The sequence below is a fragment of the Robiginitalea rubriflava genome (assembly GCF_052540725.1).
The window spans coordinates 1,442,864-1,464,555 of sequence record NZ_CP199309.1 but is presented as its reverse complement, the minus strand read 5'-3'; the positions used below and the strand labels follow the sequence as shown (position 1 = coordinate 1,464,555).

The following is a 21,692-nucleotide window of genomic DNA, read 5'->3' as shown; positions in this document are numbered from 1 at the left end:
TTTTACAGTATTTCGCCTTTTAATTGTTTCCAAACCTTCAATAACAGCCAGCCTGCCAGGAGCACCACTGCTGTAAGTATCAGCGCCAGGGTATAATTTCCATAAATCCAGTTCCCAGTGGCAAACATGCAGCTATATACCAGGATACAACCCAGAATCATGGCCAGGATACCCTTGGGGACACTCCATTTGCCCGGCTGCAATACGATCTGCTCTCCTTCCACCGCTGCATCCTCAACCACTTTCTTCCAGCCTGGGCCTCCCGGTTGGATTTTCCTGTAAAAGGAACGCAGGATTTCAGGTTTTTCGGAAGGGGTTAGAAAAGTTACTACCAGCCATACCACCGTTGTAATCAGAACAACTGAAGGGAATTTGCTCCATCCCGGCAACAGTCCTTCAGCCATTGCCCCACTGCTGAGCTGTCCCCCGAAAAGCTGTGACCCCACATCGCTCAGATTGAAAAGTAATGAAACCAGGCCGCTCACAAACATGGCAGATATTTCACTCCAGGCATTGATGCGCCACCAAAACCACCGCAGGATAAAAATTAGGCCGGTTCCGGCCCCGAACATCAGGATAATATCGAAGAGCTGCAAGGCATTGGTCAGGAAGAGCGCAAAGATGGCACTACAGACCATCAGGAGTACTGTAGTAATACGTCCTACCAGTACCAGTTCCTTCTCCGACGCCACGGGGTGTATTTGCTGTTTATAAAAATCGTTAACGACATATGAAGAGCCCCAGTTCAGGTGGGTAGATATGGTAGACATATAAGCCGCTCCCAGCGAAGCCAGAACAATTCCAAGCAGGCCGCTGGGCAAGAGGGTCAGCATGGCGGAATACGCCAGGTCGTTCCCCAATTTCGAATTGTCAATATTGGGAAAAGCCTCCTGTATACTGGCAATATCCGGAAATACAATTAGCGATGCCAGGGCCACCAGTATCCAGGGCCAGGGCCTCAGTGCATAATGCATGATATTGAAAAAGAAGGTGGCCCCAATAGCGTGTTTTTCATTTTTCGCAGCCAGCATCCGCTGGGCGATATAACCCCCTCCCCCGGGTTCTCCTCCCGGATACCAGGCACTCCACCACTGTACCGCAAGCGGGATTACCAGAATCCCAATCAAGGCCTCTGTATCCGAAAAATTCGGTAAAATAGCTATTTTACCCTTTACATTTTCATGGCTGACAAGAGCGGAAACGCCCCCTACTTCAGGAAGATTTACCAGATAAATTGCGGCGCCAACCGCTCCGATAATAGCGACAAAAAAGAGGATCAGATCTGTATAGACTACCCCTCTGAATCCTCCAACGGCACTAAAAACAACTGTAATTACCCCTCCGATCAGTACAGTTTGCACCGGGCTGAGCCCAAGCATTACCTGTCCGATCTTAATCGCAGCCAGAGTAACTGCAGACATGGCCATTATATTGAAGAAAATCCCGAGGTAAATAGAGCGGAAGCCCCTGAGGAAGTGAGCGGGTTTTCCGCCATATCTCAGGTCATAGAATTCCATATCTGTTGCCACATTGGAACGCCGCCATAACTTGGCGTATACAAACACAGTTAACAGCCCGGTAAGCAAAAAAGCCCACCACACCCAGTTGCCGGACACCCCGTTGCTGCGAACAATATCGGTTACAAGATTCGGGGTATCGGTAGAAAAGGTAGTGGCAACCATGGAGAAGCCCAGTAGCCACCAGGGCATATTCCTCCCGGAGAGAAAGAATTCGGTGGTGTCTTTTCCGGCCCTTTTGGAAACGACAATTCCAATGATTAAAACGATACTGAAAAACCCAATGATTAGTGCATAATCTAAGGTGCTGAGTTGCATAGGTTGGCTGTGGTTTAGCGATAAAGATATTATTTTTTGGGATACCTTTACAGCAGGATACCAACCTATGAGCACCCTCCCAGACGTCCTCAATCTTACGGTTACTACATTTATTCTCGCGCTTTCGGGAAGTTTTGTGCTGGGCCTTTCCAAATCCGGGATAAAGGGGATTGGGGTTTTGATCGTTACCCTTATGGCCCTTGCCTTTGGGGCAAGACAATCTACCGGTACACTGGTACCTCTTTTGATTTGCGGTGATATTTTCGCCGTGGTGTATTACAACCGTCATGCCCGATGGGAATATATCAGAAGGTTCCTGCCCTGGATACTTCTGGGAATCTTCTTTGGCATGCTAATCGGGAAAGATCTTCCGGAAAAACAGTTTAAATGGGCAATGGCCGGAATCATTATGTTCAGTGTCCTGATGATGTACTGGTGGGATTTGCGAAGATCCAAGAGCGTACCTTCCCATTGGGCTTTTGCAGGGTTTATGGGAATTATGGCGGGAATTACCACCATGATCGGCAACCTGGCCGGGGCGTTTTCAAACATCTATTTCCTTGCGATGCGATTACCCAAAAATGTCTTTATCGGAACCGCCGCCTGGCTCTTCCTGCTGATAAACCTGGTAAAATTACCCCTGCATATTTTTGTCTGGGAAACCATCACTTTTGAGGTCATCCAGACCAATCTGTACCTCCTTCCGGCCTTGTTGGCGGGATTGTTTGCAGGGATCAGGCTGGTTAAGTGGATAACGGACAGCTTCTACCGGAAAATGATCCTCATCCTTACGGCCGCCGGTGCAGTTATACTGTTGTTCCGCTAGTATTAATGTGGCAATTTATCCCGTAACAGCCCATATACAAAAGTTCCCAGAACTGCGGCCACAATCACGATTAAAATGGGTACATAGCCTGCCCCTACCAAAGTAAACATGGGGCCGGGGCAAGCTCCCGCAAGGGCCCATCCCAAACCGAAGATCACCCCGCCTATGGCATATCTGGGGACACTCCTGGCCTTGGGGCAAAATTCTATGGGTTCCCCGTAAAAGGATTTCAGTCGGAACCTTTTGAGTATCTGAACAAATATGACCCCGAGTACCACTGCTGTACCAATAATCCCATACATATGGAAGGCGTCAAACTTGAACATTTCGTATATCCTGAACCAGGAAGCAGCCTCGGATTTAAACATGGTAATCCCAAAAAAGATTCCGATCAATAAGTATATAATGCTTCTCATTTTTTAAAATATTAAGGGGAACAGGAAGTAAATCATGATCATACCACCCACAAAAAATCCGATAACGGCTATCAGAGACGGCCACTGGAGGTCGCTCAGTCCCGAAATGGCATGCCCGGAGGTACAGCCACCCGCATATCTCGCACCAAAACCAACCAAAAACCCGCCTAATGCCAGCAAGCTGATGCTTTTGACATTTGTCATGGCATGCAGGGAAAATAGTTCATCCGGCATATAGGCCTTTCCGGCACTATTAAATCCAAGGGTTTGTAATTCGGCGACCGTATCCGGGTTGATCATAACCGCCGGATCTGCGGTCAGCAATTGAGAAGCTATAAAGCCACCGATAATAGCCCCGGCAACTACGATCAGGTTCCATTTCTGGGTGGCCCAGTCGAATTTGAAAAAATCAGATTTTTTATCGGCCCCGCAAATGGTACAAAACGTTCGCAAGTTGGCAGACATTCCAAAATTTTTGCCAACCAGCATCAGTAATAGCATAACCATTGCAATGGCCGCCCCGGATACGTACCAGGGCCAGGGTTGCATAATCCAGTCCATCAGAGTTTGTTGTTTTTATATTAATTAAAAGCGCAATAATAGCAACATTTATGTGATTCCCGTGTAACCTGAGTCACACAGGCTCCATGTTAAACCTCTTTCCCCTTCAGCATTTTGTTCCAGTATAGATAGGGCAAGCCATACTTCTTAAGCATCCATAACCTCCAGTGCTCTTTGGAAGAGTCCCAGATCAGCATCTGCTTTAGTTTTGGGTCCGGAGTAAAATTATTGTCGTAGTCAAATTCAGCCAGCACCATTTTTCCGTAGTCTGTTACAATGGGGCAGGAGGAATACCCGTTGTAGGCTTTCTCAGTTATTTTCTGGGTAGCAAGCAGTGCCATAATATTAGCAACTACCACAGGAACCTGTTTTCGGATGGCAGCGCCCGTTTTGGATGCCGGTATCCCGGCAACATCTCCCAGACCAAATACATTAGGAAACTTATGGTGCTGTAAGGTGTGCTTATCCACATCGAGCCACTTAGCTTCGTTGGCCAGGGAAGATTCCCGGACACATTTGGGAGCTACCGAGGGCGGAGCCGTATGAAGCATGTCATAGTGGATTCCGGTCAGGTCTCCATCTTTTTCGATTTTGATGTTCTTATGGTTGTATTCGTGCTCGTGATCGGCAAACTGGTACCAGGCAATTTTATTGGGCCCGTCAATCTTAACCAGTTTATAGCCAAATCGCAAATTGATGTCTTTGCGGTCTACTACTTCCAAAAGGGTTTTCTTGACCTCAGGAACCCCAAAAATGGTTGTCCCCGGTGTTGCAAACACCACTGTGGTATTCTCGCGAACCCCGGCTTTTCTGAAATGGCTTTCGGCCAGGTACATAATTTTCTGTGGAGCACCCCCGCATTTGATTGGCGTGGTAGGTTGGGTAAACAGGGCTGTGCCTCCCTTAAAGTTCTTTATCACCTCCCAGGTGTGTTCCGGATCGGTATAATTGCTGCAAACCACTCCCTTATCCAGCGCTTCTGCAAGCCCAGGCACAAGGCTTAGGTCATACGTCAGCCCGGGGGCCACAACCAGATAGTCATAGGTATATTCCACTGCGGCAGTAGTGGTAACTGCATTGGCTTCGGGCTTAAATGTATCGACGCTTTCCTGTATCCATGTTGCCCTTTTTGGGATAACGGACTTCATGGGACGGGCAGTTTTCTGGTAGTCATATGTTCCTGCTCCGACCAGGGTCCAGGCAGGTTGGTAATAATGGGTGTCAGAAGGGTCAATAATCCCGATTTTCAGGGATTTGTTTTTTTGAAGAAACTGGGCTGCCGTCATTATGCCAGCTGTTCCTCCACCGATAACTAAAATTTCAAAATGTTTATCCATGGCTAAGTCATTTATTCAATAGTAAATTTACGAAACCCTCTTTGGGAAAATTGTAACCTTTGTTACATTGGAACCCTTATTCTCCAAGCCAGTTTCATTCTGAATCAAACGTTTTTCATCCCACTGGGAATAACCGTATACAAGTACTGGGCAACCCAATATTTCAAATCTGTAACAAAGGTTACAGAGCTTTTTTTCAAAAAAACCTAAGTTTATAAATTCTAGCATCAGTCTCTATGGAACGTCGTAAATTTATTGAGAGATCCACCCTGTCCGTTTTTGCCGCTGCCCTGGGAACGGAAATCGTATTTGGGAAATACCTGCCTTCAGGTATTCCGCTATTGGGACTACAGGATCCCGATCCCTTTAAAATGTTCAACAAGGACCCCGATATGGTAGTCCTTAACGATAAACCCTGGAATATTGAGGCCCGGGCCCATTTGTTGGATGACGCCATTACCCCGAATAAGTCTCTTTTTATTCGCAACAATGGCAAGATTCCTGAAAATATCGATGTGGCGAATTGGGAACTCCGATTTGACGGGGAATCGGTCAAAAACCCAAAAACCTACAGCCTAAAGGAATTGAAATCCAGGTTCCCGCAATACACCTATCGGTTAACACTGGAATGCGGGGGCAATGGTCGCAGTGAATTTAACCCCCCCGCAAAGGGAAACCAATGGACGGTTGGGGCAGTGGGTTGTGCCGAGTGGACAGGGGTTCGCCTCAAAGACCTGCTGGAGGATGTGGGTTATCAATCGGATGCAGTCTATATAGGTTACCATGCTGCCGACCAGCACCTCAGCGGAGATACTGAAAAGGAGCCCATTTCAAGGGGGATTCCTATGCAAAAAGCACTGCAGGATGAAACTCTTGTAGCTTTTCAAATGAACGGGGCCAATATCCCCCTGGCACATGGATACCCCCTCAGACTGGTCGCCGGCGGATGGCCTGCTTCGGTATCCGGGAAATGGCTTACCCGCCTCAGCATACGAAACAAAGTACACGATGGGGAAAAAATGGGCGGAACTTCTTACAGGGTTCCCTGCACACCAGTTGCCCCGGGCGAAAAAGTGGCAGATGAAGATATGTGCATTATTGAATCCATGCCTGTAAAATCGTTGATTACCTATCCCAAAACAGGGGCTGCCCTTCCACTGGGTCGGTCTTTGGAATTCAGAGGACATGCCTGGGCAGGGGAACTGGAAGTCCGCAAAGTCTATTATTCCATAGACTTCGGAAGCAGCTGGCAGGAATGCCGCCTGGAACCTCCGGCTAATCGCCTGGCCTGGCAGCGTTTTTCGGGCTCGGTTCGATTTCCAAAAAAAGGCTATTACGAGCTATGGGCAAAGGCAGAAGACAGCCAGGGGAACTCACAACCGATGGTGCTCCCAGGGTGGAACCCTAAAGGATACCTGAATAATGCCTGCCACCGGATTGCAATAAAAATAACCTGATGGAAGGTCCAGACAAATTTCAGGAGAGCGCCCGGCAAATTTACCGTATGATGGGAGTGGTATTTGCGGTGTTTACACTTATAGGCGGCTTTTTGGTTTACCTGATGATTGATCCGAACCTCAGTGCCTTTAAACCGCAACCCGAGATGGCCATAGCCGAACAAACTGTGGTTGCTGAAGATGACTATGATAAGATTGAAAACGGGGTACACCTGCGTACCGGCTTTGTTGAAGGAGAGGGCCTGATGACCGTGGTCAATAATTGCACCAATTGCCATTCTGCCCGGCTGGTGACCCAAAACCGAATGACTGCAGAAGGGTGGACCGCCACCATACGCTGGATGCAGGAAACGCAGAATTTATGGGACCTCGGGAATAATGAAGCCATTATAGTAAACTACCTGGCTACTTATTATGCCCCTGAAAACAAGGGCCGCAGACAAAACTTAGTAGATATAGAGTGGTATGCCCTGGAAGATTAAACATATTATAATTCTCTGGCTCATAATGGCTTCCTGCCGGCAGGAAGCCGAGCCGGTTGTACTTAAATATTACAACGAGGAGGCTCTGATTGAGGTTGCAGAATTGCAGGAAATCATAGGCAGTGACAGCGTTAAAATCATTGATTTTCGCAGAATGGCAGATTTCAATGCGGGTCACATTCCCAATTCCATTCCTGTATGGCGAAGTGATATAGAGGATCAGCAATTTCCCGGAAAAGGGCTCATGGCTGCAAAGGAGGCTGTAGAACAGCTGCTTTCAGAACTTGGAGTTGGCCAGAATGATCAGTTGATCCTTTATGATGACCAGGCAAATTGCGACGCTGCAAGGCTTTGGTGGGTACTGAAGGTATACGGCTTTAACAGGGTTCGCCTGCTCAATGGCGGGCTGCATGCCTGGCAGGCCGCCGGTGGCAAAACCACAGACATTTACATCCGGTTGCAAGCCCGGGATTTTCATTTCGAAGGGCCCTCAAATCCGGACTTGCTTATAAACAAAGAAGAAGTAACCACCATCCTGGGGGACGAAAACTGGGCAATCCTGGATGCCCGGACTGCTGATGAATACTATGGGAAACGACAGAAGAAAGGAGCCGCCCGGGCAGGAAGGATTCCCGGAAGCCTGCACCTGGACTGGGCCAGTACAGTGGATTACCATGGAAATAAAACCTTTAAACGTCCGGAAGAACTTCAAAAAATATACGGAGGATTAAAAACGAAGACTAGTATTGTAGCCTATTGCCATTCAGGGGTTCGATCTGCACATACCAGTTTTGTGCTCTCCGAACTGCTGGGATACCGACAAGTAAGGAATTACGATGGTTCCTGGCTCGAATGGAGTGCTGACCCCTCAGCACTGGTAACATTAGATAGTATTACAACAATATTTCAATAGCTATGGAAAAGTATCTGGAAGCCTTTGGCAACGCATTTATGGGAACGATAAACTGGACCTGGAAATCCATCCTTTTTGAGGTCCCCTGGTATACCAATTATTTTTGGGGATTAATTGCAATTTCCCTTATCGTATGGGGTCTGGAAATCCTATTCCCCTGGAGAAAACAACAATCTATATTCCGCAAGGATTTCTGGCTGGATGCCTTTTATATGTTTTTCAATTTTTTCCTCTTCGCTATTGCCATTAGCGGATTCTATAAATTTCTGGAAGTCCTTTTCAGAGATCTTGGCATTGCGGCCAACGCCCTGGCTATCATCGACACCAGAGCCTGGCCCGCTTGGGTGCAGTTACTCGTGTTTTTTGTAGTGCTGGATTTTGTACAGTGGTTCACCCATATTTTACTGCATAAATACCCCATTCTATGGCAATTTCACAAGGTTCACCACAGTGTTAAGGAAATGGGGTTTGCAGCGCACCTTCGATATCACTGGATGGAAAACATACTGTATAAGCCCCTGAAGACATTTGGGGTTATGATCCTGGGTGGTTTTGAACCCGAACAGGCATATATTGTCCATTTTACAGCCATTGCCATCGGCCACCTGAACCACTCCAATATCAAAATTACCTGGGGACCGCTTAAATATATTTTCAATAATCCCGTCATGCACCTCTATCACCATTCTTACACCTTGCCTGAAGGAAAATACGGAGTCAATTTCGGGATCAGCCTCAGTCTTTGGGATTACCTTTTTAAAACCAATTATATACCCGAAGACAGCGGCACCATCCCCCTGGGTTTCCCCGGAGATGAAAACTTCCCAAAGGATTTTGTGCATCAGAATATATACGGATTTGGCAAGCGGGACAAGCCTAACTAAAGAAGATTTGGTTTAGGGCTTTCCCAAGACTCAGATAGGATATTTTTTAGTGTCCGTTCAGTAGACGACATTCCCGTTGCGCAGCCAGCTTGCCCACTTTTTGTTATACCCGTGGATGTTTTGGGTAGTCCCCTGCTCATCAACCACCGGATGGCCCTGGTTTATCCATTCAAAAATCCCCCCGTATAAATTTCTTACCCGGGTATATCCGGCCCGCCTGAGTTTACGCGTTATTTTCTGGCTTCTGTACCCTACAGAACAATAGACCACAAGGTCCTTTCCTTTAAGCCCTTCGGGGATATTTTCAATATCAAACTTGCTGAACCCCACCCAAATGGCCCCTGGGATATGGCTAACCTCATACTCTTCCTTTTTCCGGGCATCCAGAAAAACCGTATGGTCTTGTTTTACTGCCTCAGAAACCCCGATTACGGGAACCCGGTCTGAGAGTAATCGCTCCAGGGTAGCCTCATAGGCAGCATCCGTTACCTGCGCCCTGAGCCCGGTCAGGCCTGCAATCAAGCAGGCTGCCAAAAATAGTACTGACAAAAGTCTATGCGTTGTGGTCATTTTTTAAAATATAATCTACAGCCATCTGGGCATGCAGCTGGGTGGTAGGGAGCAGTGGAATATCCGCATCCCCTTTTTTTAATAAAAGTGGTAGCTCTGTGCAGCCCAAAATAATTCCTTCAGCGCCCCTCTTTTTGAGCAAATTTACCTGATCGAGGAAGAATTTTCTCGCCTCGGGGGTGAATTTGCCTTGTGTCAACTCGGTTGAGACATATTGGTGTGCCTGTTGCAGGCAGTTGGCTTTGGGTATGATGGTTTCTATACCATAAGACTCCTCGAGGATTTTGGGGATAAAATCCCCCGTCATGGTGGGTTTATTGCCCAGCAAACCAAGCTTTTTCAACCCCAGGCGCTTTGCTTCGGTCCCAATTGCATGGGAAATATGTAAAAACGGTATCCCTATTTTTGGCTGTACCTGTTCATAAACCATATGGGGGGTGTTCGCACAAATCACAATAGCTTCTGCTCCCGCTGCCTCAAGCTTCTGTGCCACCTCAGTATATTTCCGATAGATTTTTGGCCGGTCTTGCTCCCGCATCAATTCAATATTAATGCTGTAAAGGATCAGTTCAGGATTGGCCTGCTCCCCTATGACTTTCCCAACCCCTTCGTTAATCAGCCGATAGTAAGGGATAGTGGAGTGCCATGAGGTCCCCCCTATAAGTCCTATGGTTCTCATACTACTTTCTTTTAAAGATTTGAATAAAAAAAGCGGCCTGCATTCTGACAGGCCGCCCTTTACTAAAAACAATCAACTCAACCATTCTAAAAGTCTTCCTGTCTAAGACAGTTTGCTCTTAACTCTTATACCTCTAAAGTACTACTTCCAACTTCCAGGCACAGTAACAATGGTTACACAAACTGTTATTTTTTTACAACTTAATGCAAACCGTCTACAGGGTTGACGGACATACATAATCTGTTACCGGCAGCCCTGCCTCCTTCATGGCCTTAAAGCCTCCTTCAATATTCACCAGGTTGTGTATCCCCCGGCTCTTGAGGATGGAAGCGGCTATCATACTTCTATATCCCCCGGCACAATTCAGGTAAAATACTTTTTCGCTGGGGAAAAGGCTCAAGTGATCGTTGAGGAAATCAAGAGGTGTGTTCTCGGCACCCTTCAGGTGCTCTGAAAGGTATTCGCTTTCTTTGCGCACGTCAAAGACCTGAATTTCTTCCTCCTTTAGGCGGGTTTTTAACGCATCTGCCTTAATCGGGCTCACGATATCGTATTCCATTGAGGCCTTTTTCCAGGCCGCAAATCCCCCTTTTAAATACCCGAGGGTATTGTCAAACCCTACCCGTGATAAACGGGTAACGGCTTCTTCTTCCCTTCCTTCAGGGGCAACCAGAAGTATGGGTTGGTTTACATCGGCAATCAGGGCTCCTGCCCAGGGGGCAAAGCTTCCGTCAAGCCCTATAAATACAGATCTTGGAATATGACCTTTAGCAAAGTTATCCTCGCTGCGGACATCCAGAACCAGTGCCCCGGTCTCATTGGCTGCCGCTTCGAAAGCCTCCGGGCTGAGTTCGCGTGTTCCACGTTCCAATACCTTTTCCACATCCTCATATCCCTCTTTGTTCAATTTCACATTTAAAGGGAAGTACTGTGGAGGAGGTAGCAAGCCATCGGTAACTTCCTTAATAAATTCTTCCCGGCTCATATCGGCTCGCAGCGCATAATTCATTTTCTTCTGGTTCCCCAGTGTATCCACCGTCTCCATCATCATATTCTTCCCGCAGGCAGAACCGGCCCCGTGAGCGGGATATACAATTACATCGTCTGCCAGGGGCATGATTTTATCCCTAAGGCTGTCAAAAAGAGTAGAAGCCAGTTGTTCCTGGGTCATATCGGCAGCCTTCTGGGCAAGGTCGGGGCGTCCAACGTCGCCCAGGAAAAGAGTGTCTCCACTGAATATGGCGTGGTCCTTCCCGTTTTCATCCCTTAAAAGGTAAGTAGTGCTTTCCATGGTATGGCCCGGGGTATGCAAAACAATAATACTTATCGCTCCCAGTTTGAATTCCTGTCCGTCTTCCGCAATGATGGCTTCAAAGCTGGGGTTGGCCAACGGGCCATAGATTATGGGGGCCCCAGTTTTCTCGGAAAGCGTTACGTGCCCACTTACAAAGTCTGCATGGAAATGTGTTTCAAAAATGTATTTTATTTCGGCTCCTTCATGCCGTGCTTTCATGATATAGGGGGTCACCTCCCGCAACGGGTCAATTATTGCAACCTCCCCTTCACTTTCAATATAATAAGCTCCCTGGGCAAGGCAACCGGTATAAATCTGTTCGATTTTCATAACTACTGTATTAAAATTCTATACAAAAAAACAAAGATGTCCGCGATCTTACAGTAACAGTAGTTACACAAGGCGTTTCCCGGATTGGGTTGAAATTTGCCGCTCCAGCTCGGTTTTCTCACTGGCATCCAGGCAATGTTCGTAAGCCTCATAGGTACGTACGAAAAGGTTTTCCCGTCCGATATCGTCAAGTAGGCCACTGGTGTAGAGAATATCCCGAGTTGGCCCAATAGCCCCGGCCAGGAGCAGGCGTATATTTCTGGATTTAAGCTCCTTTACCAAGGCGCGGAGCATAAAAACAGCCGTGCTGTCTATATAACTGATCGCTTCAGCATTCAGGATAACATATTTTAAAAGAGGACCTTTCCGCTTAATTTCAGATTCCAGTCTGGCCCTGAAATAGTCCTTATTCCCGAAAAACAATTGCCCGTCAAATCTCAGGATCAGAAATTCATTAAAGACCTCAATATTTTCCGAAAAGCGGTTGACATTCTTAAAATAATTGGTCCCCTTTATCCTGCCCAGGATGGCGATGTGCGGATGGGAAATACGGTAAACCAGCAATAGCAGGGAAAAAAGAACCCCCAATAAAATACCCTCTTTGATCCCTAAACTTAAAGTGAGCAGGAAGGTCGCCAGTAATAATATAAATTCATCCTTGCGGTTTCTCCATAGCTGTACCGGGTATTTCAAATCTATCAATCCGAAAACAGCAACCATGATAATGGCTGCCAAAATAGTATTGGGCAAATAATAAAATACAGGCGTCAGGAAGAGCAATGTAAGCCCCACAACAATGCTGCTGATCAGGGAGGCAATCCCCGAATGCGCCCCGGCCTGTTCATTTACAGCTGTTCTTGAGAACCCGCCTGTAGTAGGGTACGACTGAAAAAAAGATCCTACAATGTTGGACATCCCCAGGGCAACGAGCTCCTGATTGGCATCAACCGAATTATCTCCTCGTTTTTCCTCCACAGCCTTTGCAACAGAGATGGCTTCCATAAAAGCTATAAGTGCCAGGGTGAGCGCTATCGGAAATAATTGGGATACCCGTTCCCATTGAACCTCCGGGACCACAAAACCTGGCAGTCCGCCGGGTACCTCCCCAACGATCTGCACTCCTGAAGAGTCCAAACCGAGCCAATACACCACTAATATTCCTAAAAAAACCGCCAGTAAGGCCCCGGGAAGCCTGGAACTCACTTTTTTCAGGATTTTTATTAGTACAATGGCGGAAATACCCATAACAAGAGTTGTCAGATGGGTATCTGGAAGGGTTTTTGCTGCATTGAGCAATAATATCTGGATTTGGTTGCTTCCTTCAATATCGGTCCCCAAAAGATGTTTTAACTGACTCAGGCCAATTATGATGGCAGCGGCCGAGGTAAAACCGCTGATCACCGGCCGGGAGAGAAAATTGACCAGGAACCCCATTCGCAACAGTCCGAAGGCCGTTTGCAGCACCCCCATAAATAGGGCCAGGAAAATAGCCATGGCCAGGTACTCTTCTATGCCCGAAAGGGATAAAGCACCTAATCCTGATGCAACCAGCAGCGAATCCATGGCTACCGGGCCTACGGCCAGCTGCCTGGAAGTCCCCATCAGAGCGTATATTATTTGAGGAATCATGGCGGCGTACAATCCAAAAACAGGGGGCAATCCTGCTATCATGGCATAGGCCATGCCCTGTGGGATAAGCATTATGCCTACAGTTAATCCTGCCGAGACATCACCGGAAAGGTATTCCTTTCGATATGCCGGAAGCCAGCTGAGAATGGGAAAGAATTTTTTAAGCATAACGGTTTGGTTCACTTTAGCCCTTGTCTGGGAAAAGTTTAATCGAGATTTTTTATTCGTATATAATTCCGGTGTAATTCAATTTTTCCCATCTGTTCCAGCTTTTTCAGCAGACGGGAAATAACCACCCGGGAACTGTGCAAATCGTAAGCGATTTCCTGATGTGTATTGCGGATAATGGCATCCTGGTTTACCCGAGCTTTTTCCCTGAGGTAATTTACCAGGCGTTCATCCATGTTTAGGAAAGCAATGCTGTCTATGGTTTGGAGCATTTCATTTAATCTGCTGTTGTAGCTTTCAAACACAAAGTTCCTCCAACTCCTGTATTTTGCCGTCCACTCTTCCATTTTGCGAATGGGAATCATAATCAGTTTGGCGTCTGTCTCGGCAATAGCGCGGATTTCGCTTTTGGTTTGACCCATGCAGCAACTCATGGTCATTGAGCAGGTGTCTCCCTGTTCCAGGTAATACAAAAGCAGTTCATCCCCATCCGCATCTTCCCGGAGTATTTTGATAACCCCGGAAATCAGGAGTGGCATCCCTTTGATGTAATCCCCTATTTCCATGAGCTTATGGCCGGCCGGAACTTCCTTAAAAGTACCTACCTGTGCAATTTCAGCAATCAGTGCCTCTTCAAAGACCCTTCCATAACTTTCTTTCAGTTCCTGTATCATACTTTTCTACCTTACTTTTTCGGCAATTTTCTTATCGTATTTAAAAAAGAAATTAGCCCAGATGCTTTTGGAAACTGCACCTATGTAGGGCATCAATAAGACCAGGACAACTACTATTGAACCAAAAATACCGACCAGGCTCAGGTCCAGTCCAAAAATCAGAATAAGCATATAAACAGCGATGGCCAGGGCAACGCCAACCCCATAGGATACATACATGGAACCGTAGTAAAAACTGGGCTCAATTTTATATTTAAGCTCACATTTGGGGCAGTGCTCCCGCACCTTGTTAAATTTACTGAGTTCATATGGATTACCCTGTAAAAAAGCGCCCTCATGACAGCGGGGGCATTTTAAAAAAAGAATGCTGAATAACTTACTGCCTTTTCCAAGCATAGTGCCAAATTAGATGCACAAAGTTAGCAGATGGCCCCTAACTATAATGTGACATTTGTTACATTTCGGGGACAGGGTCTCTCCCTTTTAAGAATTTGTACACAGAAAATTTTCCCGATTTGTATTCCCTCCCTTTTGTCCGGACCTAAAGATAATTAACTATCTTGGAAAGAGATAAATCAACCTGCATGATTGCTTTTTTTCGACGGATACGCCAGCAGCTCCTATCCAAAAACCATATTTCTAGATACCTGCTTTATGCAATTGGGGAAATTGCTCTGGTAATGATCGGGATCTTACTGGCCCTGCAAGTCAATAACTGGAATGAAGAGCAAAAAGAGCGCAAACGGGAAATTTCGTATTTACAAAGGCTGCAGGAAAATCTCAATACTGACCTGGAAATACTGGATTTAAACCTCGCGTTTTACGCCCAGGTCTTTGATTACGGACAGGTGGCCCTTGATTATTCCAATGGCATTCAAAACAACAGCACCTCAGATTGGGAAGTCCTGGTTTCTTTTTTCCATGCCAGCCAGATCTGGCCTGTGATTGCTTCAGCATCTACCTACGAAGAACTCAAGAGTGCCGGCGAGTTGTCCCTAATCCAAAGCACAGAGTTGCGGAATAAGATGTCATTCTACTACGGTGGTGGGCAGATCCGCTACCAGCAAACCGTTGGCATAATCCCATCGTACCGCAAAAAAGCCCGGGGGCTGATTCCCCATGATATCCAGAACTACCTTTGGGAGCATTGCCATATTACCGATGGGGACCTTCAAATACTGACCTCCTGTTCCCCTGGAGCCCATCCCGAAAGAATTCAAAATGTACTTCGGAAATTAGCGGACGACACGGAATTGATAGCAGATCTGAATTTCTATATGTCCAGTATTAAAGTGGGCGAAGACACCATCCTTGAGCAACGAAAATTGTGCGCGCGCATGCTGGAAGAGATAGGGGGCTATCTTCCCTGATCCATAATTTCCTTTCCTGCAGGAACAAGTGATAACCGAAATACCCATCATCGGAAATGCAATAATCAGGATTTTCGATAAAACCTAAGAACCCCCAGCCCGAACAAAGTAGATAAGACCGAGCCCGTTATAATGCCCAGCTTAGCTGTTTGAAGCTGTAAGGGATCTTCCAGCGCTAATTCAGCGATAAAAATGGACATTGTAAAGCCAATCCCGGCCATTAATGAAATCCCCGTGATCTCTTTCCAGCGGGTTCCGGAGGGTAATTGACCCGCTCCGAGTTTTACCGTTAGCCGTGTTGCCAGCAGTACCCCCCCTAATTTTCCCAGCAGCAATCCGGCTATAACCCCCAGGGCAATAGGGTTTAAAAGCATATCGAGAAAATTTCCCTGCAGGCTTACCCCGGCATTGGCCAGTGCAAAAAGCGGCAACACCCCATAATTCACAAAGGGTTTAATATTTTCCTCCACCCGCTGTAAAGGGGTAAGGGCCCGCTTGCCATCTTTGATTATCTCGTTTATTATTTCTACCTGCTTAGAAGTGAGCAGCGGGTCATCTGTAAAATTAGATTGTTCAAACCGCAATTTTTGTTCTTCCAGACGTGTCTTAAAATCGATTTCTGAGAGTTTCGTGCGGGCAGGTATGGTGAAGGCTGCCAGCACCCCGGCCAGGGTGGCATGAATTCCCGACAGCAACAGGGCCACCCACAGGCCCAGTGTACCCACAATCAGATAGAACCAAAAATTACGGATCCCCAGCAGGTTCCCGATGACCATAATCCCGAAATAAATACCCCCGGCCAGCAGACTGTCCGTATTAATCCCGGAACTGAGAAAGAGGGCAATGATCAGAATAGCACCGATGTCATCAACCGTAGCCATAGCCGTAAGAAAGGTCTTTCCAGAACTTGTTACCGCTTTGCCTGCCAGAGCAATAAGGCCAACGGCAAAAGCGATATCCGTGGCCATTGGTATCCCCCATCCTTTCATCCCCGGACCACCCCAGTTAATCCCCAGATAAATCAATGCAGGCAAGAGCATCCCCCCTATTGCAGCAGCTATGGGGAGGCTTGCCTTCCTTAGCGTGGATAATTCGCCACTGATAAATTCCCTTTTGATTTCAAGGCCTACCAAAAGGAAGAAGTAAGCCATTAGCCCATCATTGATCCAGTGATGCAGGGATTCAGTGATTTTGAACCCTTCAAATCCAATCGTTAATTTGGTTTCCCATAAATGATGGTAGCTCGTGGCCCAGGGGGAATTGGCCCAGGCCATGGCTATAAGTGCCGTTATAAGTAAGGTTATTCCCAGGGCAATATCTTTAGAGAACAGTTTTCTAACCGGCCTGGCAACGCGGTCAATCGGTGCTTTTTTCAAGGGTGCTTTGCTTTTTAATAGGGAAATCCTGAGTCTTAATTAATCAATAAATTCTGGAATTGCAATCCGGATGGGCATAATTCTTTAGAAAGCCTGAATATTTTATGAATTTTTTTGTAACTATCCTTTTGAATATCAGACCTATACTATATCATCATAAATTCTCCTTAAAAACAAACAACCTTTTAATACAAACATCATGAAAAATGCACTTTTTGTACTCTGTCTGATCAGCGGTCTTGTCTCCTATGGGCAGGATGCAACTATTGAGGCGCTTGTTGCCGATTTTGAAAGAGGGAAAACCATGTCACTGGCCTATATTGATGCCATGCCTGAAGAGGCATTTGGCTTCAAACCTGCAGAAGGCAGCTTTTCCTATGCCGAACAATTTCTGCACAGTGCCCAAGGTACTATTGGGCTTACAGCTAATGGGACCGGGGCCACCCCTATATATGCCGGTCAAAACCTGGCGAAAGAGCCCTCTTTTCAGACAAAAGCTGAAGTAAGGCGTCTGGCAACCGAGAGTTTTGATTTTGCCATTGCAGCTATTCAGAACATGGATCCGAGTACTTTTAACGAGATTGTGGAACGCGGGCCTTTTAAAGTGACGCGCATCGGATGGGTGCACAAGGCAAAAGAACACCTCAATCACCACCGCGGGCAGGCTGCCGTTTACCTTAGGCTTAAGGGAATTGTACCCCCGCAGTACAAGCTGTTTTAAACAGGCCGAGATCAAATTTTCTACTAATTCTTAAGAGAGAAGTATTCTTTGGGTCTGTTTTAATTTCTTAATTTTTTGTTAATTTCATGGGAATAGCGTAACTTGTTGGGAACAACCAATATGCATATTCCATGAATCCTGAAACCAAATTAATCGTAGGACGTATCGGGGCAGCCCTTTTGGGATTGTTTTTGCTCACCCTGTCCATGCTGGTATACCAGGAAATCAATGCGGGCCTTTTTGATGAAACAGCCCACCGTCTGGCTACCTCCTTCAATGAGTATAGCGGGTCGCTGGCACAGCGCTAGCCGGCTTATTCCCCTTTCCTATAAAGGCGATTTATAAGCCATTATAAAATTCTTTCTTATCTTTTACCGGATCATCCGCAGATATCTTATGGTTTTAAGGCTTATCAGTTTTTTACTGCTCCTTGTAGTAGCCAATTCCTGTCTCTTGAGCGGTTCGGAGTCCGGACGGGAAGTTTCTATTCCGGATCGCCCTTCCCGGGATCTGGATCAAATCCGTGAAGACGGAAAGCTCCGTGCCCTGATCGCTTACAGTGCAACCAGTTACTTCCTTTACAAAGGCCAAACCATGGGCTATGAGTACGAACTGCTGCGGAGGCTCGCCAACCATCTGGATCTGGAACTGGAAATACGGGTCGCCCGTGACCTGGATCAAATGCTCGAAATCCTGCAAAAGGGGCAGGTCGATATTGTCGCACACGGCCTGGCCGTTACCCAGGAGCGAAAGAAAGAAGTGGCCTTTGCAGACTATTTATACCTCACCAAACAGGTGCTGGTGCAACGTAAGCCGGCAAACTGGCGAAGCCTTACGAGAGACCAGATCCTGGATCATCTCGTTCAGGACCCGGTACAGCTTATCGGGGATACGGTAAGTGTACGTAAGAATTCGTCCTACCTGAGAAGACTGGAAAACCTTTCGCGCGAAATTGGAGGCAGCATCATTATCGATACCCTCGAAGGCAACCTTTCCACCGATGAAATCATTAAACAGGTGGTGGACAAAAAAATTAAATACACCGTGGCCGACCGCAACCTGGCCCGTATCAATGCTTCCAATTACCCCATTCTGGATATCAGCGTGCCGGTTAGTTTTTCGCAGCGGATTGCCTGGGCGCTGCCCAAAGGAGCAAATAAATTGCTGGAGGCCACCAATGACTGGATCGCTTCAGAAAAGCGGCAAACCGATTTCTACGTCATATACAATAAGTATTTTAAAAACAGCCGGAGTTTTAACCGGCGTATCAAAAGCGAATTTTACAGCCTTAACAAAGACCAGATCAGTGCCTATGATACCCTGATCAAGAAAGAGGCCCGGGAACTCGGCTGGGATTGGCGCCTTCTGGCTTCACTGGTGTACCAGGAATCCCGCTTTAACCCGGAAGCTACCTCCTGGACAGGGGCACAGGGCCTGATGCAACTTATGCCGGCCACCGCAGCAGAACTGGGGGTTGAGGACCGTACAGACCCCGTACAAAGCATAAACGGGGGAACCAAATACCTCAGCCGCCTGGTTGAAGAATTTGCCATGGTCCCGGATTCTATCCAGCGTATCAAATTTGCGCTTGCCTCCTATAACTGCGGGTATAACCACGTTAAAGATGCACAGAAATTGGCTGCCGTGAAGGGGCTCAATGAATACTGCTGGGATGGCAATGTAGACAGTATGATCCTGGCCCTGAGCTATCCGAAGAACTATTACCATGAGGTGGTTGAACACGGATATGTAAGAGGGGTAGAACCGTATCGCTACGTCAACCAGATTTTTGACCGTTACCAGCACTATACGGCCTTGCTGGATTAGCGGGTTTTTCTTCTCAGATAAGCCTGAAAGCTCAGGCTTTCAGGTATCCCTCCCGATAATATTTCTTTAAAAAATTCATCAGGTTATCCGAAAAGATGGCATCCACGATTTCTTCAGGGGTATGGCCCATGAGCAATTCAGCAAATTCTTCAGGGGTATACGGGCGGGCCCTCCTTTCATCTATTTTTAATACCCGCCGTTTTTTGCGTACTTCCAGAGGGGAAAAATTATACCGTATCCCCTCTCGGCAATAATGCCTGAAATCCTTAAAATCTGCGGCCGTATCAAAATGGTCAAAAGGGTCTACGATCCCGTCGTAGTCAGAGCCCAGGCAAATAGTCTTCCAACACTCGCTTTCGGGGATTTGTGCCCCCTCCAGGTTTTGAGAGCGCAGATGTTCCAGATTGATCCGGACCACATGAAACACATTCGACAGGAATATTTGGGTATGCATCCGCCGGATTTCTTCAGAACTCCCCATAGCCCTGGATTCCACTTGCAATAATTTTTTAAACCGGCCCCCGGGCATACGGCCGTCATGCAGGCAGAGCCCTATAATCCCGTCCGAATCAAAAACCTCGCGGATATCCTGATCGGTCAGGTTGATGTCCCAGCGACTTACATAAGCATCCGGGTTATTCCTGTTTATATTAGAATAATTCCCGGCAGCCTCACGACTGGGGATTCCATTGATGGCTGCATGACTGCAAATAATGGGAACCCTGTCTCCCTCATCCATCCAATAGGTCCTGACCATTTCGGCGTAATCATCCCGGGCCCTCATCGACATGTGTTTGGTATCGATCAGGATGCGCCGGCCATTGTGCCTGGAAAGCAGCTCCTCCCGGATCAGCTTTTGTCCAAAAGAAGAGATCCCCCTGTCCAGGCCGTTGGATTGGTTGAACACATCCGAAAAACCGGGAACAGTCCGGTTAGGGGCATCGGCGAAACTCTTGGCATGACCCGCAAGCAGGTTATTGAAATGATGGGAAAGGGTGATGAAAAAAGGAGTGAAAGGCATCTGGTTTTCATCTTTCAAGCGTGCAATGTTGTTGATAAAGGCTTGTTTTACAGCTACCTGCTCTGTCTCTCTGAGATCTTCCAGGGTCTCAGCCACAAAAAGCGCTTCACGCGGATAGACCCCCAGTGCGTGCATCCCCTCTATAGATAAAATCCCTGCTATTTCATTTTGCCCAAGGCCCTCCAGTTCCCGGGCATCCCTGATTAGTCTGAATGCCGGGGCCTGATGAAATTCCGGAAGCGAAGACTGGCTTTCATGTGCTTGCAGAACAGTGCTATATTCCCGAATCAGGTCCTTAAAGTAATCTACCTGTTCCTGTTTATAAACCGAGTCCAGATAGGCCAGGGTTTGGGTTTTGGAAAAACCCGTTAATGCCTGAATAATCTTACGATCCACCCCAAGGTTCGCAAAGAGTGACCGCAGTAACAGGCGCTGGGCGGTTGTTGCATTATCAAATGGACGATCTGGTCTTAAAAAAGGACGCTCCGGCGGGTACAGTGCAAGGCAAAGCAAGCGGTTATTACCTTTGTAGCAGGCATCCAGGTTGCTTTGTGTGTACTTGGCTGTGTTTTTCAAAAACAACCCAATGGCCCATTTGCGAAGGAGGCTTCCCAGCCGTAAGCCGTTAAATAACCTCCCTGTTGTTATATTGCGGACCCCTGGCCATAAACCGGAAATATTCTTGTTATTGGCCGGTTTCAGAGAAGGGTGACAATGCAGGTCGGCTATGGGTTTGGCCATTTTTCAGGCTTGTTTTGGATAGGGCAGCATTAAGTTCTGCTTCTGGGCCGTTTAATCAAAAGATAAAACCCCATAAAAAAAGGCCAGTTACAACAACTGCCCTTTTAATTGATAAAATGATTTCCGCTTACTCTCTAGGAAATATCCTCAACTTTTGCGTCAGGGGCATTTTTCTTAACCGAAGCGATCCCATTCTCCATTGCAGAATTGGAAGAATACATCTCACTGGAACCAATTACCTGACTGTTGCCGGCTTTTAAATTGAAAAATGGTGCGCCATTTTTCCCTTCTTTGCGCTCATAACGGCTATCATCGCTGGCATTTTTCTTGACTGAGGCGATTCCGTTCTCACAGGCCGCTTTGGTATTGTAAGCTTCGCTACTCAGGATAACTTGTCCATTACCCGATTTAAGATTAAACCTGAATTTTCCGGCTTTGTCTTTCTTAATTTCAAATTTTCCCATGGTGAATATTAATTTTAGCCGTAAAATATGAAACAATCTGATTATTAGCAATAAAAACCGTGTTATACTGTGAATTTCACAGAATCCGTATCGATTCCTGGTACATTTTCTTCTGCA

The 21,692-nt window shown here is 46.9% G+C and carries 22 protein-coding genes; 9 read left to right on the top strand and 13 right to left on the bottom strand.

The genetic code is table 11. The annotated features are described in order from the left end of the window. Positions 1–2 precede the first annotated feature (2 nt). On the bottom strand, positions 3–1,835 hold the full coding sequence (locus ACT6NU_RS06695) for a sodium:solute symporter family protein (RefSeq protein ID WP_445383691.1): 1,833 nt from the start codon (positions 1,833–1,835) through the stop codon (positions 3–5). 67 nt (positions 1,836–1,902) lie between these two features. Between ACT6NU_RS06695 and ACT6NU_RS06690 the strand changes: the two genes are divergently transcribed. Then, on the top strand, positions 1,903–2,661 hold the full coding sequence (locus ACT6NU_RS06690) for a sulfite exporter TauE/SafE family protein (RefSeq protein WP_445383690.1): 759 nt from the start codon (positions 1,903–1,905) through the stop codon (positions 2,659–2,661). A gap of 2 nt (positions 2,662–2,663) precedes the next feature. On the opposite strand, the gene ACT6NU_RS06685 is transcribed toward ACT6NU_RS06690, so the two are convergent. The 3 genes from ACT6NU_RS06685 to ACT6NU_RS06675 all read right to left on the bottom strand — a co-directional run bounded on the left by ACT6NU_RS06685 (position 2,664) and on the right by ACT6NU_RS06675 (position 4,975). Then, the gene (locus ACT6NU_RS06685; RefSeq protein ID WP_445383689.1) at positions 2,664–3,077 is read right to left on the bottom strand and encodes a DUF6691 family protein; all 414 of its coding nucleotides are present in this window, start codon (positions 3,075–3,077) and stop codon (positions 2,664–2,666) included. 3 nt (positions 3,078–3,080) lie between these two features. Further along, positions 3,081–3,638, bottom strand: coding sequence for a YeeE/YedE family protein (locus ACT6NU_RS06680; protein WP_445383688.1), 558 nt, complete (start codon positions 3,636–3,638; stop codon positions 3,081–3,083). Between the two features lie 89 nt (positions 3,639–3,727). Continuing rightward, positions 3,728–4,975 carry an FAD-dependent oxidoreductase gene (locus ACT6NU_RS06675; RefSeq protein WP_445383687.1) on the bottom strand — a complete coding sequence of 416 codons (1,248 nt, stop codon included), beginning with the start codon at positions 4,973–4,975 and terminating at the stop codon, positions 3,728–3,730. Between the two features lie 236 nt (positions 4,976–5,211). On the opposite strand from ACT6NU_RS06675, the gene ACT6NU_RS06670 reads away from it, so the two are divergent. Genes ACT6NU_RS06670 through ACT6NU_RS06655 form a run of 4 tightly spaced genes read left to right on the top strand, consistent with a single transcriptional unit; the run spans position 5,212 to position 8,711 of the window. Further along, positions 5,212–6,432, top strand: coding sequence for a sulfite oxidase (locus tag ACT6NU_RS06670; RefSeq protein ID WP_445383686.1), 1,221 nt, complete (start codon positions 5,212–5,214; stop codon positions 6,430–6,432). Then, positions 6,432–6,914 (top strand): monoheme cytochrome C, encoded by a 483-nt coding sequence (locus ACT6NU_RS06665; protein ID WP_445383685.1) that lies wholly within the window; start codon positions 6,432–6,434, stop codon positions 6,912–6,914. The genes ACT6NU_RS06670 and ACT6NU_RS06665 overlap by 1 nt, the downstream gene beginning before the upstream one ends. Beyond that, a complete protein-coding gene (locus ACT6NU_RS06660) occupies positions 6,898–7,827 on the top strand; it encodes a sulfurtransferase (protein ID WP_445383684.1) in 930 nt (309 codons plus the stop codon). The genes ACT6NU_RS06665 and ACT6NU_RS06660 overlap by 17 nt, the downstream gene beginning before the upstream one ends. A gap of 2 nt (positions 7,828–7,829) precedes the next feature. After that, positions 7,830–8,711 (top strand): sterol desaturase family protein, encoded by an 882-nt coding sequence (locus ACT6NU_RS06655; RefSeq protein ID WP_445383683.1) that lies wholly within the window; start codon positions 7,830–7,832, stop codon positions 8,709–8,711. Positions 8,712–8,768: 57 nt separating this feature from the next. On the opposite strand, the gene ACT6NU_RS06650 is transcribed toward ACT6NU_RS06655, so the two are convergent. From ACT6NU_RS06650 to ACT6NU_RS06625, 6 genes are all read right to left on the bottom strand, one after another. Next, the gene (locus tag ACT6NU_RS06650; RefSeq protein ID WP_445383682.1) at positions 8,769–9,260 is read right to left on the bottom strand and encodes a rhodanese-like domain-containing protein; all 492 of its coding nucleotides are present in this window, start codon (positions 9,258–9,260) and stop codon (positions 8,769–8,771) included. Positions 9,261–9,264: 4 nt separating this feature from the next. After that, positions 9,265–9,960 (bottom strand): aspartate/glutamate racemase family protein, encoded by a 696-nt coding sequence (locus tag ACT6NU_RS06645; RefSeq protein ID WP_445383681.1) that lies wholly within the window; start codon positions 9,958–9,960, stop codon positions 9,265–9,267. A 214-nt stretch (positions 9,961–10,174) separates the two neighbouring features. Further along, entirely contained in the window at positions 10,175–11,584 is a 1,410-nt protein-coding gene (locus tag ACT6NU_RS06640) for an MBL fold metallo-hydrolase (RefSeq protein ID WP_445383680.1), read from the bottom strand. Positions 11,585–11,647: 63 nt separating this feature from the next. Further along, positions 11,648–13,381 (bottom strand): SulP family inorganic anion transporter, encoded by a 1,734-nt coding sequence (locus ACT6NU_RS06635; RefSeq protein WP_445383679.1) that lies wholly within the window; start codon positions 13,379–13,381, stop codon positions 11,648–11,650. Between the two features lie 38 nt (positions 13,382–13,419). After that, entirely contained in the window at positions 13,420–14,055 is a 636-nt protein-coding gene (locus ACT6NU_RS06630) for a Crp/Fnr family transcriptional regulator (RefSeq protein WP_445383678.1), read from the bottom strand. 6 nt (positions 14,056–14,061) lie between these two features. Continuing rightward, a complete protein-coding gene (locus tag ACT6NU_RS06625; protein WP_445383677.1) occupies positions 14,062–14,451 on the bottom strand; it encodes a DUF983 domain-containing protein in 390 nt (129 codons plus the stop codon). Positions 14,452–14,639: 188 nt separating this feature from the next. Here ACT6NU_RS06625 and ACT6NU_RS06620 point away from each other — a divergent pair, with 188 nt between their 5' ends. Beyond that, complete coding sequence (locus ACT6NU_RS06620) at positions 14,640–15,425, top strand: DUF6090 family protein (RefSeq protein WP_445383676.1); 786 nt, start codon at positions 14,640–14,642, stop codon at positions 15,423–15,425. A 65-nt stretch (positions 15,426–15,490) separates the two neighbouring features. Here ACT6NU_RS06620 and nhaA read toward each other — a convergent pair whose 3' ends face one another. Continuing rightward, a complete protein-coding gene (nhaA, locus tag ACT6NU_RS06615) occupies positions 15,491–16,801 on the bottom strand; it encodes a Na+/H+ antiporter NhaA (RefSeq protein WP_445383675.1) in 1,311 nt (436 codons plus the stop codon). Between the two features lie 199 nt (positions 16,802–17,000). Here nhaA and ACT6NU_RS06610 point away from each other — a divergent pair, with 199 nt between their 5' ends. The 3 genes from ACT6NU_RS06610 to ACT6NU_RS06600 all read left to right on the top strand — a co-directional run bounded on the left by ACT6NU_RS06610 (position 17,001) and on the right by ACT6NU_RS06600 (position 19,349). After that, positions 17,001–17,522, top strand: coding sequence for a DinB family protein (locus ACT6NU_RS06610; protein ID WP_445383674.1), 522 nt, complete (start codon positions 17,001–17,003; stop codon positions 17,520–17,522). Positions 17,523–17,653: 131 nt separating this feature from the next. After that, positions 17,654–17,830 (top strand): hypothetical protein, encoded by a 177-nt coding sequence (locus tag ACT6NU_RS06605; RefSeq protein ID WP_445383673.1) that lies wholly within the window; start codon positions 17,654–17,656, stop codon positions 17,828–17,830. A gap of 88 nt (positions 17,831–17,918) precedes the next feature. After that, positions 17,919–19,349: a transglycosylase SLT domain-containing protein gene (locus tag ACT6NU_RS06600; RefSeq protein ID WP_445383672.1), complete on the top strand. Its 1,431-nt coding sequence runs from the start codon at positions 17,919–17,921 to the stop codon at positions 19,347–19,349. A gap of 31 nt (positions 19,350–19,380) precedes the next feature. On the opposite strand, the gene ACT6NU_RS06595 is transcribed toward ACT6NU_RS06600, so the two are convergent. Next, positions 19,381–21,111, bottom strand: coding sequence for a hypothetical protein (locus tag ACT6NU_RS06595; RefSeq protein WP_445383671.1), 1,731 nt, complete (start codon positions 21,109–21,111; stop codon positions 19,381–19,383). 134 nt (positions 21,112–21,245) lie between these two features. Further along, positions 21,246–21,575 carry a YegP family protein gene (locus ACT6NU_RS06590; RefSeq protein WP_445383670.1) on the bottom strand — a complete coding sequence of 110 codons (330 nt, stop codon included), beginning with the start codon at positions 21,573–21,575 and terminating at the stop codon, positions 21,246–21,248. Between the last annotated feature and the right edge of the window lie 117 nt (positions 21,576–21,692).

Bases quoted from the DNA above. Each gene is read 5' to 3' on its own strand.
- ACT6NU_RS06610 (WP_445383674.1), top strand. From the start codon at position 17,001: ATGAAAAATGCACTTTTTGTACTCTGTCTGATCAGCGGTCTTGTCTCC.
- ACT6NU_RS06675 (WP_445383687.1), bottom strand. From the start codon at position 4,975: ATGGATAAACATTTTGAAATTTTAGTTATCGGTGGAGGAACAGCTGGC.
- ACT6NU_RS06600 (WP_445383672.1), top strand. From the start codon at position 17,919: ATGGTTTTAAGGCTTATCAGTTTTTTACTGCTCCTTGTAGTAGCCAAT.
- ACT6NU_RS06635 (WP_445383679.1), bottom strand. From the start codon at position 13,381: ATGCTTAAAAAATTCTTTCCCATTCTCAGCTGGCTTCCGGCATATCGA.
- ACT6NU_RS06655 (WP_445383683.1), top strand. From the start codon at position 7,830: ATGGAAAAGTATCTGGAAGCCTTTGGCAACGCATTTATGGGAACGATA.
- ACT6NU_RS06695 (WP_445383691.1), bottom strand. From the start codon at position 1,835: ATGCAACTCAGCACCTTAGATTATGCACTAATCATTGGGTTTTTCAGT.
- ACT6NU_RS06625 (WP_445383677.1), bottom strand. From the start codon at position 14,451: ATGCTTGGAAAAGGCAGTAAGTTATTCAGCATTCTTTTTTTAAAATGC.
- ACT6NU_RS06590 (WP_445383670.1), bottom strand. From the start codon at position 21,575: ATGGGAAAATTTGAAATTAAGAAAGACAAAGCCGGAAAATTCAGGTTT.
- ACT6NU_RS06640 (WP_445383680.1), bottom strand. From the start codon at position 11,584: ATGAAAATCGAACAGATTTATACCGGTTGCCTTGCCCAGGGAGCTTAT.
- ACT6NU_RS06620 (WP_445383676.1), top strand. From the start codon at position 14,640: ATGATTGCTTTTTTTCGACGGATACGCCAGCAGCTCCTATCCAAAAAC.
- ACT6NU_RS06685 (WP_445383689.1), bottom strand. From the start codon at position 3,077: ATGAGAAGCATTATATACTTATTGATCGGAATCTTTTTTGGGATTACC.
- ACT6NU_RS06660 (WP_445383684.1), top strand. From the start codon at position 6,898: ATGCCCTGGAAGATTAAACATATTATAATTCTCTGGCTCATAATGGCT.
- ACT6NU_RS06605 (WP_445383673.1), top strand. From the start codon at position 17,654: ATGAATCCTGAAACCAAATTAATCGTAGGACGTATCGGGGCAGCCCTT.
- ACT6NU_RS06595 (WP_445383671.1), bottom strand. From the start codon at position 21,111: ATGGCCAAACCCATAGCCGACCTGCATTGTCACCCTTCTCTGAAACCG.
- ACT6NU_RS06680 (WP_445383688.1), bottom strand. From the start codon at position 3,638: ATGGACTGGATTATGCAACCCTGGCCCTGGTACGTATCCGGGGCGGCC.
- ACT6NU_RS06670 (WP_445383686.1), top strand. From the start codon at position 5,212: ATGGAACGTCGTAAATTTATTGAGAGATCCACCCTGTCCGTTTTTGCC.
- ACT6NU_RS06665 (WP_445383685.1), top strand. From the start codon at position 6,432: ATGGAAGGTCCAGACAAATTTCAGGAGAGCGCCCGGCAAATTTACCGT.
- ACT6NU_RS06690 (WP_445383690.1), top strand. From the start codon at position 1,903: ATGAGCACCCTCCCAGACGTCCTCAATCTTACGGTTACTACATTTATT.
- ACT6NU_RS06630 (WP_445383678.1), bottom strand. From the start codon at position 14,055: ATGATACAGGAACTGAAAGAAAGTTATGGAAGGGTCTTTGAAGAGGCA.
- ACT6NU_RS06645 (WP_445383681.1), bottom strand. From the start codon at position 9,960: ATGAGAACCATAGGACTTATAGGGGGGACCTCATGGCACTCCACTATC.